Here is a 13,694-nt window from a genome sequence, read left to right on the forward strand (position 1 = left end):
ATACCATTTACATATATGAGACAAATAATAAGGGGGATTATAAAATGGCAGAGCAGACATATCAATTTGCATCAGCAGATGGGGTAACACAGATTCACGGCGTCAAGTGGACGCCGGATCAGGAGCCGGTTGCCGTGCTTCAGATCGTACACGGCATGGTAGAATACATCGAGCGTTACCGCCCGTTTGCAGAATTTTTGAACAGTAAGGGGTTCGTGGTAGTAGGACATGATCATATCGGACATGGAGAGTCTGTTTCTTCACCGAAAGAATGGGGCATCATGCATGCAAAGCATCCGAGTGACATCATGGTAGAGGATATCTACAGCAACTACAAACTGACCAAAGCAGAATATCCGACACTTCCATATTTTATCATGGGACACAGCATGGGATCTTATATGACAAGAAAATGTCTGTGCGTTAAGGCAGAGGAAATGGATGAATTGGACGGAGCCATCATTATGGGAACCGGTACAGAGAGTGACGGAACCATCAATGCAGGACTTGCGTTGATTAATTTCCTATCCTTCTTCCGCTCAGATCAGTATCGCAGTACTATGGTCAGAGATATGACCTATGGTGCACCTTACAAGCAGTATGACTGCACAGGTGCTAGGCCGGAGAAGAGTTGGCTGACAAAGGATGTTGATATTGTAAAGAAATATTATCAGGATCCAAAGTGTACCTACACATTTTCCTTAGGTGCATACCGTGGACTGGTAGAGTCTACCAAGTATGACAATGATCCAAACAACATCGCAAAGATGAAGAAGGATCTGCCGATCTTCTTTGTTTCCGGTGATAGTGATCCGGTTGGAAATATGGGCAAGGGTGTTGAGGCTGCCAGAGACAAGTTCCTTGCAGCAGGCATGCAGGATGTTTCCTTGAAATTATACAAGGATGATCGCCATGAGATCTTAAATGAGACAGACCGTCAGGTAGTATATGAGGATCTGTATGCGTGGATGCAAAAGAAGATGGGAGCATAGTCCGTCTGAAAAGATAAAATAGAAGGTCCCTGCGGGAGACGTGCTGGCGTTTCTTGCAGGGATTTTTGTGTGATAGGAAATTCGCCTCAGCATCTGTCCACATCCCCAGCCCGAACTGTCGCCTACACTTTCTTACTGAGAAATGCCCAGAACTTCTTGAACGGGGCAAGGTCGCCCTGGATCTCCTCGACCTTAAGACGGTTGGCTTCGTTAAATCCTACCAGAATATCGTGGTTGGCTTCTGCCAGATAGTCCATGATACCATCAATGTCAGACTTGATATTTTTCGGACAATGAATGTACTGACGTTTGGCGGCAGTAATATGCAAGGTATAGGAAATAGAAAAGTGGTGCCACAAAAACTTATGCAGGGTAGAGTATTTGTAGATCCAGATGATCTGACTGATCGGCACGATCGCCACACCATAATTGGACGTTTCAATAAAATAATGCTCCGTGATGAACATGTCTTCCGTGGCAAGCTGTGGCAGGGTTGCCAGTTCTTCCTCGGCTTCCGCTAAGATCTCGCGGGGCTTGCCATAACAACGGAGCCTCTGCACAGGTACGGAGAGCACCGGAAAGGCAATGTAGATGGCATAGCGGATGATACTGATAAAAGCATAAAGCCCGCTTAAAATATAGACCAGTTTAAAAAGTGTCGTTGCAAGATCGGTGGCATCCGGCTGTGAGATCATATAAGGTGAGATCGTGGAAGTAATGCCGTTCTGCGACCATGCCAGATCTTCCGACAGATAGAGCAGCAATTTGCTCATGGCATGGGAATTATATAGGATCTTGCCGCGGATCATGATCTTGTCAATAGTCGGAAGTCCCTGCTGGGAGTCGTCCGGATTCAAGAGAACCATGATGCAGTCGTCGCCCATGACCGTATAGTAATAATAGCCCACCGTGCTATCCAGCCAGCGCTTGGTATAACCGGTAAAGTAGAGGTCTTTCAGCGTGATCTCGATGTAGCGGTCATTGTCTTGGTATAGTTTTTCGATATCGTCCTCACCGCTGGCACTCGCCGGACGCATGAGATTGCTGACCGGATAGAAAAAGGCAAGCAGTGCCAAGATGGCTAAAAAGATGATCGGCGATACAATTCTATGCTGATAGAAGGAGCGGATGCTCCTGCTGATGTAATGTTCAAAATTTTCTTTCATATGATTTCGCATACTCCAATGTCTTGTTTTTCTCAGTATAAGGTTTGTACCTGATTTTTTCAAGGCGGGCAAAGACCACTTTTCGTTTGCATTTATGGATAAATGTGTTAGTATTACTTATGGTTAAAAAGGTTTACTGGACAAGTATGCCTTTTTATAGGAAAGAGGTAATATGGCAGCGTACGAAAGTTTTGCAGAGGTCTATGACCTTTTTATGGACAATGTGCCTTATGATGTGTGGAAAGACAATTTACTGGGCATCTTGGCGCGGTATAAAATTACAGAGGGGCTGGTAGCGGAACTGGGCTGCGGCACCGGCAAGATGACAAGACGGCTGGCAGAATCCGGCTATGACATGATAGGCATTGATAATTCTTATGAAATGCTTGGCATTGCCATGGAGCATCCTGCAGAGGGCATCCTTTATCTGTGTCAGGATATGCGTGCTTTTGAGTTGTATGGCACGGTCGCGGCAGTGGTCAGTGTATGTGATTCCATGAACTATATCGTGGAATATGCAGATCTGGTCGAGGTTATCCGCTTAGTCAATAATTATCTGGATCCGGGCGGTATCTTTGTCTTTGACCTGAATACGCCGTATAAGTATCGCAGTCAACTGGCGGATAATACTTTTGCCGAGAACCGCGAGCAGGGCAGTTTTATCTGGGAGAATACCTTTGACGAGACGACCGGGATCAACGAATATGACCTGACGCTCTATATTCAGGATGAGGAAGATCCGGATTACTTTATGCGATTTGAAGAGGTGCATTATCAGCGCGCCTATGAGATAGAAGCGATAAAAAAGGCATTGCGTGAGGGAGGGATGGATCTGCTTGAGATCTTAGACGCAGATACCATGACGCCAGTATTGGAGGAGACTGAGCGCATATATGTCATTGCAAGAGAAGTGGGAAAGAAGAGAGGATAAAAGATGAGTGCATATAAAGATTACATTGTAAGAGCAACCGCGGCAGATGATGCTATTCGTGCATTTGCCATTACATCAAAGGATCTGGTGGAATTTGCCAGAGCAAGCCACAATACCAGTCCGGTCGTTACCGCGGCACTGGGACGTATGCTTTCGGCGGCTGCCATGATGGGCATTATGATGAAGGGGGACGACGACATGCTGACCCTGCAGATCCAGGGCAACGGACCGATGAAAGGGATCACGGTCACAGCGGATGCCAAGGGACATGTCAAGGGCTTTGCCAATGTGCCGGATGTCATGCTGCCACCCAATAAGGATGGCAAATTAGATGTCGGCGGAGCCATTGATCTGGGCATCATGCGCGTGATCAAGGATATGGGCTTAAAAGAGCCTTATGTGGGCACGGTACCGTTGCAGACAGGCGAGATCGCCGAAGATCTGACTTATTATTTCGCGACCAGTGAACAGGTGCCGTCTTCAGTTGGACTTGGCGTTTTGATGAATAAAGATAATACCGTGGCACAGGCAGGTGGCTTTATCATCCAACTCATGCCTTTTACTTCCGATGAGATCATTGAAAAATTAGAGGAAAATATCAAAAATCTGCCATCAGTGACAACCATGTTATCCGAGGGCAAGACGCCGGAGCAGATCTTAGAGACCGTTCTGGCAGGCTTTGACGTGACCTTCCATGAGACAGTGGATGCGGGCTTTGTCTGCGATTGCTCCGCAGAGCGTGTGGAGCGAAGTCTGTGCAGTCTTGGGGATGAGGACGTGGCAGACATCATTGCGGATGGCAAGCCGATCGAGGTCAAATGTCAGTTCTGCAACAAGGCATACAATTATACCGTGGACGAATTGATCGAGATGCGTAAGCGCAAATAAGATAAGAGAGAAGAGTATGAAAGACGGATTTATCAAGGTGGCTTGTATCACACCAAAGGTGCGTGTCGCAGATGTCACTTATAATGTAAAACAGATACAAGAGGCGATGGAAGCAAGTGCTAAGGCGGGGGCTATGATCGTGGTATTCCCGGAACTTTGCATTACAGGATATTCCTGCCATGATCTCTTTTATCAGCGCACTTTGCTGACGCAGGCAAAGGCAGGGCTTCTTAGCCTGGCAAAAAAGACGGAAGACCTATCCGGTATCTTTTTTGTCGGACTGCCATGGGAGCATCAGGGCAAATTATATAACGTTGCAGCAGCGCTTTGCGGTGGAAAGGTACTGGGATTTGTGCCAAAGACCTATCTGCCAAATTATGCAGAGTTTTACGAGGCAAGACAGTTTACACCGGGTATGCAGGAGATCGTAAATGTCTGTCTGGAAGGACAGGAGACTGACATACCTCTGGGAACAGATCAGGTCTTTCGTTGTAGAGAGATACCGGAACTTGTCATAGCCTCCGAGATCTGCGAAGACCTGTGGACACCGTGTCCGCCATCCGGCAGGCATTGTCTGCACGGAGCGACCCTGATCGCCAATCTGTCTGCCAGCGATGAAGTGACAGGCAAGAATGCATACCGCAAAGATCTGGTGGCAATGACATCGGCACGCCTATATTGTGCCTATCTCTATGCCAGCGCAGGCGAGGGCGAATCCACACAGGATGTCGTCTATTCCGGGCATAGCCTGATCGCGGAAAACGGCAGTATCTTAGTAGAGAGTGACCTCTTTGCGACCGGAATGGTCCTAAGCGAAATAGATGTCTATGCAATCACTGCAAAACGCCATATGATGTCTACCTATGAGATGACAGATGCCGACTATTATGAGACCTATTTTTCTCTGCCTTTGCAGGAGACGAAACTGACACGTTTTGTAGACAAGGCACCATTTGTACCATCAGATGAGGCAAGCCTGCGCAGACGCTGCGAGGAAATCTTAGACATCCAGTCTATGGGCTTGAAGAAGCGGCTGGCACACACCGGAGCAAAAACGGCGGTGATCGGCATTTCCGGTGGTCTGGATTCGACCCTGGCACTTTTGGTTACCGTGCGTGCTTTTGATATGCTGGGACTGGATCGCAAGGGCGTAATCGCTGTGACCATGCCGGGATTTGGAACGACAGACCGTACCTATCAGAATGCGGTTTCTATGATAAAAAGTCTGGGAGCGACTTTCCGTGAGATTTCGATCCGGGATGCTGTGCTTCAGCATTTTGCAGATATCGGACAGGATGCCGAATGCCATGACGTGACTTATGAAAACGGACAGGCTAGGGAACGCACCCAGATCCTCATGGATATTGCCAATAAAGAAGGAGGCATGGTCATCGGAACCGGTGATATGTCAGAACTGGCGCTTGGTTGGGCGACCTACAATGGCGACCATATGTCTATGTATGGGGTCAATGTATCTGTACCAAAGACTCTGGTGCGCTATCTGGTTTCCTACTATGCGACCTATCTTGCCGATGAAGCATTGGCAGATGTGCTGCGCGATGTCTTGGATACCCCGGTATCGCCGGAACTCCTGCCGCCAAAGGATGGTGTGATCGCGCAAAAGACAGAAGAATTGGTAGGTCCATACGAATTGCATGATTTCTTCTTGTATCATCTGATGCGTTATGGCAGTGAGCCGAAAAAGATCTATCGGCTGGCAAAATATGCCTTTGCAGAGGATTATGACGAAGCCACGATCCTAAAGTGGCTGCATACATTTTATCGCAGATTTTTTGCGCAGCAGTTCAAACGCTCGTGTCTGCCGGACGGACCAAAGGTTGGTACGGTCAGTCTGTCACCGCGAGGAGATCTCAGAATGCCTTCAGATGCATGTGCCGAACTATGGTTAGAGCAGATCGCATCCTTATATAAATGAGCGTAGAGTAAGGGAAAGGTAATTATTATGTTAAAGTTATTTTCAAAAAAGGGTGAAGAAACGGACGCACCATCGACTGTGGAAACGAGCACAGAAGAGAAAAAGAACGTTGACAAAAAGAAGATCGCCATCATTGGTGGCAGTGTCTTAGGTGCGCTTTTGATCGTATTTGTGGGATTTGGCATCTTTTTCCAGAGCCACTTCTTTTTCCGCAGCACGGTCAATGGTGTGAAGGCTTCTGCAGCCAGTGAAACCACCATGAAGACCCGTCTGCAAGATGCGGCAAAGGGATATGATCTCACCGTGGTAGACAGCGCAGGAGACAAGGAAACACTTTCTTCCGATGAATTGGGACTCAAGATCGACATCAGCGACAAGAAGATCAAGACACTCTTGAAGAAACAGAACGGTTTCCTCTGGGTATATCGTCTGTTCGTACCGGCAGAGTATATGGATGATGCATTGGTTTCCTGTGATACCGATACGCTGGAAAAGAATGTGGCAAAACTCTCCTGTGTGACCAATCAGAATGTCAAGGCGACCGAAAATGCAAAGGTCTCCTACAAGGATGGTTCTTTTGTTATCACCAAAGAAGTCTACGGTACGGAGATCGAGGTTGAAAAATTAAACAAAAAGGTAGAACAGGCAGCCTTATCTTTGCAAAAGACCCTGGATCTGACCAAGGATAAATGCTACAAACAGCCGAAATACACCGAGGATAGCAAGGAAGTCAAGAAACTCATCAAAACTCTCAATGGCTATCTGGATACCAAGATTACTTACCAGATCGGCAGTGCGACCGAGTCTGTGCCAAAGGATACGATCGGCACATGGCTTTCCGGTGACGACGATATGCAGCCGGCATTTGATACCGAAAAAATGAAAGAATTCGTCTCTACCATGAGCAAGAAATACGATACTTACGGACAGCCAAAACAACTGGCAACACAGTATGGCGTGACCGTTACCGTACCGGGTGGCAACTACGGATGGCGTATCGACAAGGATGGCGAAGTGGCACAGTTGACCGAAGATCTCAAGGGTGGTAAGGATGTCAGCCGTGATTTCGTTTATCAGTACACAGCAGCCAGCCATGACGGCAACGATTATGGCAACTCTTATGTGGAGATCAACCGTACGGCACAGCATGTATATCTGGTCGTAAACGGATCTGTTGTTATGGATACTCCTTGTGTTACCGGAAATCCAAACAACGGTCATGTGACTCCTTGTGGTGCTTTTCGCATTACATATTGTGAGAGAAATGCGATCCTTAAGGGAGCAAACTATAGAACACCGGTATCTTACTGGATGCCGTTTAACGGAGATATCGGTCTGCATGATGCGACCTGGCAGAAGTCCTTTGGTGGACAGCGTTACCGTGAGGGCTATGGTTCTCATGGCTGTGTCAACCTGCCACTTTCGGCTGCCGGCACCATCTTTAGTTATGTGCAGGCAGGCTTCCCGGTACTCATGTATGATCTGGCAGGCACAGAGACCGTGGATTCTTTGACCCAGCAGCAGGCAGATGCCTGCAAGAGTGCCATCAATGCGATCGGAAGCGTGACGGCGGACAGCGGCGCAGCCATTTCTGCAGCACGTAGTTCTTACGATGCCTTAAAAGATTCCGGCAAGGCTTGTGTAGACAACTATCAGGTATTGGTAGATGCCGAAAATGCATATGCAAATATCTGGGCTGGTATTGCACAGCAGGCAGATGCGGATGCACAAAATCAGGCAAATACAGTCATCGCATTGATCGATCAGATCGGCACACCGGTGACGGTAAACAGCAAGGCCGCCATTGACGCAGCACAGAATGCCTACAACGGATTGTCGGATGCCGCAAAGGCAAAAGTCAGCAACAAGGCAGTTTTAGATGCGGCAGTAGCAGCATATAACGCATTATAGAAAGGACAGAGGCAGATGAGTGGATGGGAGACATATGTTAGAAAAGTGGAACCTTATGTTCCGGGCGAACAGCCAAAACGTAAGGTGATCAAACTAAATACCAATGAAAATCCTTATCCACCAAGCCCTCGGGTGCAAAAGGTCTTAGATGGATTTGATGCGGAAGAACTCCGGCTATACCCGGATCCCGAAGCCGCAGATCTGATCGAGGCGATTGCTTTAGAAAAAGGACTTTCTAAAGATCAGATCTTTGTCGGTGTCGGATCGGATGATGTCCTTGCCATGAGTTTTCTGACTTTCTTTAGCAGTGACAAGCCTATCCTCTTTCCGGATATTACCTATTCTTTTTATGATGTCTGGGCAGAACTTTTCCGTATTCCTTATGTACAGATCCCTTTGCAGAAGGATTTCCGTATCTGTATCGAGGACTATAAGAGAGAAAACGGCGGGATCGTGATTCCCAATCCAAATGCGCCGACCGGGATCGCAGAGTCATTAGATGCCATCGAGGAGATCTTAAAGACAAATCCGGACTCTGTCGTGATCATTGACGAGGCATATGTGGATTTTGGAACAAAAAGTGCGCTGGCATTGTTACCAAAATATGAAAATCTTTTGGTCGTACAGACTTTTTCCAAATCCAGATCACTGGCAGGAAGCCGTATCGGCTATGCTATGGGCAGCCCCAAACTGATCTCTTATCTGAACGATTGTAAGTACTCCTTTAACTCTTATACCATGGATCGACTGACCATACAGATCGGCAAGGCATCCATGGAGGATACACCTTATTTTAAGGAGCAGGTCGACCGTATCGTTGAGACCAGAGAATGGGCAAAAGAGCAGTTGCGGCGTCTGGGATTTACTTTTTTGGATTCCAAGGCAAACTTTATTTTTGCAAGCCATGCCAAGATGGCGGCTGCAGTTATTTTTGCGGCTTTAAAAGAAAAGGATATCTATGTGCGCTACTTTAACAAGCCGCGCATTGACAATTTCCTGCGCATTACCATCGGAACAAAAGAGGAGATGGAACGTCTGTTTGCGGCATTGGAAGAAATCTTGCAGCAGGCATAAAAGAAGAGAGAAAGGCAGGCAATCATTTATGGATTGGTTGAATATGATTATAAATGTCATCGCTATTTTTGCAGGGCTTGGGATTTATCTGGGCGTCATGCATACCAAGTGGGGACGCGAGCATGAAGGCTATCAGTATGCCATTATGTTGGCGGCAATCTTAGCGGCATGTCTGGTTGGCGGATTGCTCCGCTTTATCTTTGGATAAAGACTTTTGGCATGAAGGGATGACACAAGTCATAGAATGACAAAAAAGGAGAGATGAGCATGGCAGAGGCTTCAAACTGTGAAATGTGCAATAATTTTGTCTATGATGACGAAGATGAATGTTATGTGTGTGATATGGATCTGGATGAGGATGATATGGTACGTTTTTTGATGGGAAATACGGCGTCCTGTCCTTACTATCAGTCCAATGACGAGTATCTGATCGTGCGCCATCAGATGTAATTTATGGATGTGATCAGCGATAAGATAGATGCATCGCTGCAACTGGCGTTGCAGCTTCCTACAGAAGAACTGGAGAAATCCGGCAGTCTGTCGGCAGGCTATGAAAAAGAAAGCCAGTCATGGGAGTTGATCCTGCGTCTGGCAGGATCGGTGCAGACCTTGCGGCAGGCTTTTCCCCAGGCAAGTTTTCAGGAATTGAGCGGTGGCTATGTCACGGCACTTGTCCCAGAGGATGCGATCGAGGCGCTGGCGGCGCAGGATAGTGTGATTTATATAGAGCAACCCAAACGGATCGTAACAGGAGTGGCACAGGGCGTGCGTGCATCCTGTATCTGGCCGTTACAACAAGAGATGACCCCGGTAGGACCTTTGTCTGGCCGGGGGATTTTTGTCGCCATTATCGATTCGGGCATTGATTATTTTCACCCGGATTTTCGCAATGCGGATGGAAGCAGCCGGATCGCATGGCTTTTTGCGGATGGAAAAGAATACAGTAAGGCGCAGATTGATCAGGCGCTGGCAGCGGAGGATCGCACGTCGGCACTTTCTTTAGTACCGGTGACAGATCCGTCCGGGCATGGTACCCATGTGGCAGGGATTGCGGCAGGAAACGGCAGGGCATCCGGGGGGAGAAACCGGGGAGTGGCATATGAAAGTCCCCTGATCGTCGTAAAACTAGGGACAGCCCGATCCGGTGGATTCCCTTTGACCACCCAGTTGATGGAAGCAGTGGAGTATGTCAAGCGAAAATCCATAGAGGAAAGGAAACCGGTGGCGATCAATATCAGTTTTGGAAATAACTATGGATCTCACACAGGAACATCGCTTTTGGAGACTTATCTATCCCAGGTGGCAAATCAGTGGAAGATGGCGATCGCGATCGGTACCGGGAATGAGGGACAGGAGGCATTGCATCAGCAAGGGAGACTGTCTGCATTCAGACAGGAATTAGGAATCGAACTGGCAGTGGATGTCTATGAGACCAGTGTCAATCTGCAATTTTGGAAACGCTATCAGGATGTTGTGGATTTGGTGCTTTTGGCACCGGATCAGAGTCAGGTTTTCCGTTTTTTAGATAGTGAGCAGGGAGTCGGGGAAGGGCAGATCGCATCTTATGTATGGAACAATACAGAGATTCATGTTTTCTTTGACGCACCAAGTCCCTACCAGATTTATCAGGAGATTTATTTTGCATTTTTGCCAAGGACAGATTATGTGGATGCTGGCGTCTGGACGATCAGGCTCTTGCCTCGGCGGATCAAGGATGGCTCTTATGCTCTTTGGCTGCAGACGGGGGGAAGTCTGAATGAAAATACCGGCTTTTTACAGGCGAGTGAGGAAACGACTTTGACGGTGCCGTCGACTGCCGACAAGGTCATTTCGGTGGGAGCATATGACAGCAGGAGAAATCAGTATGCCTCCTTTTCGGGGAGGGGATTTGCTTGGGTGACCGGGGAAGTCAAGCCGGATCTGGTGGCACCGGGTGTGGATATCACATCCTGCGCGCCGGGCGGTGGTTATGTGACGAGAAGCGGCACTTCCATGGCAACACCTTTTGTGACCGGTTCGGCTGCCTTGATCATGCAGTGGGGGATTCTGGAAGGGAATGATTCATATGCCTATGGGGAAAAGTTGAAGGCATATCTTTTGCGTGGGGCGCTTCCCTTGCTGGGAGAGCCTATGCCGTCTGAGAGGACAGGATGGGGAAAGTTGTGCTTAAGGGATAGTCTGGAATAAGTAAGGATGGTTTTTTCGCGGCAGTCACGTTATAATAAACATAATATTGACGTGATATCGTGGGGGAATTTATGCAGAGTTTTGTGGATAAGATCAAAAGTTTTTTCAATGTGCGTACCAAGGGTATGCGGCTGGTTCTATTTAATGTGATGGTCGTGGTCGCAGTGCTGGGCGGAGTATTTTCTATTATCATGGCAATAGCATCGCTATTGCCGGTACAGCCGGTGCCGATCTTTATTGTGGCAATTCTGATCGCTGTCCTTCCTTTTTATCTGGCAAATTATAAGGGGCGGCTGGGTGTAGCCTCCAATTTTATGGTTATTGTGAGTTGCTTCTTTTTATTTCCTGGCATCTTTTTCTCCCAAGGTGGTATTGAAAGTGGAATGTCCAGTTGGTTTGCGCTGGGAATCTTATTTATTTTCCTGCTTTTGGATGGCGTAAATTTTGTTGTTATGTTGTCTTTGGATGCTATCGTTATCATCGGTTGTTATTGGCTCTCTTACAAATATCCACAATTGGTGCACGGGCAGATGCTGCAGGCAAGTTTTTTCCTCGATGTGGTTCAGAGTATCTTTGTCACGACGGTGGCGGTAGGTCTGATCGTCAAGGTGCAGGCATGGATGCAAAAGCAGCAGGATAGCATCGTGGAGGAGAAAAACAAACTTCTGGTGGAAGTGACGCAAAAAGCAAAGCACGCGCAGAGAGAGGCGGAGATCGCCAACCATTCCAAGAGCAATTTCCTTGCAAATATGTCGCATGAGATCCGAACACCGATCAATACGGTTCTGGGCATGGATGAAATGATCCTGCGTGAGACCAGGGAAGATAATACCAGAAGTCTGGCACAGGATATTCGGACTTCAACGGAATCCCTGCTTGAGATCGTCAACGAGATCTTGGACTTTTCCAGAATTGAATCCGGTAAGATGGAATTGATGGCAGATGATTACGAACTGTGTGATGTGCTACACGATACCGTGACGGTATTCGGTCTGCGTGCTAAGGAAAAGGGCTTGTATCTGCATATCCATGTGGATGAGAAACTGCCTGCCATGTATCGGGGAGATTCCCTGCGCCTGCGCCAGATCATCAATAATATCATGAGCAATGCCATCAAATACACCAGAGAGGGCGGTATCAATTTTTCCGTGACCGGGCACCAGGAAGAAGATTCGGAAGTCCTGCATTTTGAGATCGAAGACACCGGTGTGGGGATCCGGGAGGAAGACCTGCATCGTCTTTTTGAGGCATTTGAGCGTATCGATGAAAAGACCAACCGCAACATCGAGGGTACGGGACTTGGTATGGCGATCACGGCAAATCTTTTGCATATGATGGACTCTAACCTACAGGTCAGGAGTGTCTATGGGCAGGGCTCTACCTTTTATTTTGATCTAAAACAGCGTGTCAAAGATTGGACCCCGATCGGGCATTTCCAGGTCAAGGATAAAAAGAATGCAGACAACAGCAAAGAGCAGCATTTTACTTTTCTGGCGCCAAATGTGCATGTTCTCCTTGTGGATGACAATGCCATGAACCGCAAGGTCTTTTGCAAACTGCTCAAGCATACACAGATCCAGATCGACGAGGTGGACAATGGCTTTACCTGTCTGGAAATGGTCAAAAAGCGCCATTATGATATTATCTTTTTGGATCATATGATGCCGGAACTGGACGGTGTCGAGACTTTTTCTTATATGCAGAGCATGCAGGAGAACCGCTGCAAGGATACGCCGGTCATCGTACTGACGGCAAATGCCATCATCGGTGCCAAGGAGCAGTATATGCAGATCGGTTTTACGGACTATCTGTCCAAACCGATCGATTCCCATCGCTTGGAAAATCTGATCGTAGAGCAACTGGCACTCCACAATATCCATGTGGAGCCTATAGAACTTTCCGGCAATAACTCGGAAGTCTACGGTGAAAAAAATCACGAAGCCTTACAGGAACTGCCGCAGGTGGAAGGCTTTGACTGGGAATATGGGCTCTTGCATTTTCTGAATGCGCAGATGTTGTGGGAATCCGTGGAAGATTTTTATAATGGCTGTGAGAGCGCTGTTGCGGAACTGGATCTTTTATATCAGGATATTTCCGGCCCTAAGGGGATAGATGCCTATCGGATCAAGGTGCATGCCCTAAAGAGCAATCTGGCGTTGATCGGAGCCATGCAGGCATCCGCGCTTGCCAGGATCTTAGAATATGCGGCAAGAGACGGCAAGGAAGAACGTCTGCGACATCTGCATGGCGTTTTGATGGAAGAAGTCGAGGCTTGCAGGCAAAATCTTTCGGTGCATATGCAGCCGTTAGAAAAGAAACCCAATATGACAGATAGAGCATGGATCCTTGGTATGCTTTCTATGTTATGTGCCGATGCGGAAAATCTGGATTATGACGGCATAGATCAGATCATGCAGATGCTGGAGGGCTATGCCTATGAGGAAACTTTGCAGGTAAGGATCGATCAACTGGCGGCTAGTGTCAGAAATCTGGATCTGGATACCAGTATTGCGATCTGTGAGCAGATGAAAGATATACTGGAAAAGGGCAAGGCTGCCACTTGACATGTGGGGCGCATGAGTATAACATGAGATAGGACTTGGTGTTTG

The 13,694-nt window shown here is 47.6% G+C and carries 11 protein-coding genes; 10 read left to right on the plus strand and 1 reads right to left on the minus strand.

The annotated features are described in order from the left end of the window. Positions 1-44: 44 nt before the first annotated feature. Entirely contained in the window at positions 45-992 is a 948-nt protein-coding gene (locus tag DW183_RS04300) for an alpha/beta fold hydrolase (RefSeq protein ID WP_118280788.1), read from the plus strand. Positions 993-1,114: 122 nt separating this feature from the next. Here DW183_RS04300 and DW183_RS04305 read toward each other — a convergent pair whose 3' ends face one another. After that, positions 1,115-2,158 (minus strand): DUF6709 family protein, encoded by a 1,044-nt coding sequence (locus tag DW183_RS04305; protein ID WP_118280789.1) that lies wholly within the window; start codon positions 2,156-2,158, stop codon positions 1,115-1,117. A gap of 172 nt (positions 2,159-2,330) precedes the next feature. Between DW183_RS04305 and DW183_RS04310 the strand changes: the two genes are divergently transcribed. The 9 genes from DW183_RS04310 (at position 2,331) to DW183_RS04350 (ending at position 13,649) form a co-directional block, all read left to right on the plus strand. Beyond that, positions 2,331-3,089, plus strand: coding sequence for a class I SAM-dependent DNA methyltransferase (locus tag DW183_RS04310; RefSeq protein WP_118280790.1), 759 nt, complete (start codon positions 2,331-2,333; stop codon positions 3,087-3,089). A 3-nt stretch (positions 3,090-3,092) separates the two neighbouring features. Then, positions 3,093-3,977, plus strand: a complete 885-nt coding sequence (gene hslO, locus DW183_RS04315) for an Hsp33 family molecular chaperone HslO (RefSeq protein WP_118280791.1) — start codon at positions 3,093-3,095, stop codon at positions 3,975-3,977. Positions 3,978-3,993: 16 nt separating this feature from the next. Next, the gene (locus DW183_RS04320; protein ID WP_118280792.1) at positions 3,994-5,913 is read left to right on the plus strand and encodes an NAD(+) synthase; all 1,920 of its coding nucleotides are present in this window, start codon (positions 3,994-3,996) and stop codon (positions 5,911-5,913) included. 27 nt (positions 5,914-5,940) lie between these two features. Continuing rightward, positions 5,941-7,824, plus strand: coding sequence for a peptidoglycan binding domain-containing protein (locus DW183_RS04325; protein WP_118280793.1), 1,884 nt, complete (start codon positions 5,941-5,943; stop codon positions 7,822-7,824). A gap of 15 nt (positions 7,825-7,839) precedes the next feature. Then, a complete protein-coding gene (gene hisC, locus DW183_RS04330) occupies positions 7,840-8,898 on the plus strand; it encodes a histidinol-phosphate transaminase (protein ID WP_118280794.1) in 1,059 nt (352 codons plus the stop codon). 28 nt (positions 8,899-8,926) lie between these two features. Next, positions 8,927-9,106 carry a hypothetical protein gene (locus tag DW183_RS04335; protein ID WP_118280795.1) on the plus strand — a complete coding sequence of 60 codons (180 nt, stop codon included), beginning with the start codon at positions 8,927-8,929 and terminating at the stop codon, positions 9,104-9,106. 59 nt (positions 9,107-9,165) lie between these two features. After that, the gene (locus tag DW183_RS04340) at positions 9,166-9,348 is read left to right on the plus strand and encodes a DUF6472 family protein (protein WP_186853892.1); all 183 of its coding nucleotides are present in this window, start codon (positions 9,166-9,168) and stop codon (positions 9,346-9,348) included. Between the two features lie 9 nt (positions 9,349-9,357). Continuing rightward, on the plus strand, positions 9,358-11,085 hold the full coding sequence (locus DW183_RS04345) for a S8 family peptidase (RefSeq protein WP_118281351.1): 1,728 nt from the start codon (positions 9,358-9,360) through the stop codon (positions 11,083-11,085). A 71-nt stretch (positions 11,086-11,156) separates the two neighbouring features. After that, positions 11,157-13,649: a response regulator gene (locus DW183_RS04350; protein ID WP_118280797.1), complete on the plus strand. Its 2,493-nt coding sequence runs from the start codon at positions 11,157-11,159 to the stop codon at positions 13,647-13,649. Positions 13,650-13,694 lie beyond the last annotated feature (45 nt).

It is taken from the genome of Roseburia sp. AM16-25, from assembly GCF_003473825.1.
GTDB classification, from domain to species: domain Bacteria; phylum Bacillota; class Clostridia; order Lachnospirales; family Lachnospiraceae; genus Pararoseburia; species Pararoseburia lenta.

Excerpts from the sequence above, each read along its gene's own strand:
- hisC (WP_118280794.1), top strand. The coding sequence starts at position 7,840 with ATGAGTGGATGGGAGACATATGTTAGAAAAGTGGAACCTTATGTTCCG.
- DW183_RS04310 (WP_118280790.1), top strand. The coding sequence starts at position 2,331 with ATGGCAGCGTACGAAAGTTTTGCAGAGGTCTATGACCTTTTTATGGAC.
- DW183_RS04335 (WP_118280795.1), top strand. The coding sequence starts at position 8,927 with ATGGATTGGTTGAATATGATTATAAATGTCATCGCTATTTTTGCAGGG.
- DW183_RS04350 (WP_118280797.1), top strand. The coding sequence starts at position 11,157 with ATGCAGAGTTTTGTGGATAAGATCAAAAGTTTTTTCAATGTGCGTACC.
- DW183_RS04325 (WP_118280793.1), top strand. The coding sequence starts at position 5,941 with ATGTTAAAGTTATTTTCAAAAAAGGGTGAAGAAACGGACGCACCATCG.
- DW183_RS04300 (WP_118280788.1), top strand. The coding sequence starts at position 45 with ATGGCAGAGCAGACATATCAATTTGCATCAGCAGATGGGGTAACACAG.
- DW183_RS04340 (WP_186853892.1), top strand. The coding sequence starts at position 9,166 with ATGGCAGAGGCTTCAAACTGTGAAATGTGCAATAATTTTGTCTATGAT.
- DW183_RS04305 (WP_118280789.1), bottom strand. The coding sequence starts at position 2,158 with ATGAAAGAAAATTTTGAACATTACATCAGCAGGAGCATCCGCTCCTTC.
- DW183_RS04320 (WP_118280792.1), top strand. The coding sequence starts at position 3,994 with ATGAAAGACGGATTTATCAAGGTGGCTTGTATCACACCAAAGGTGCGT.
- hslO (WP_118280791.1), top strand. The coding sequence starts at position 3,093 with ATGAGTGCATATAAAGATTACATTGTAAGAGCAACCGCGGCAGATGAT.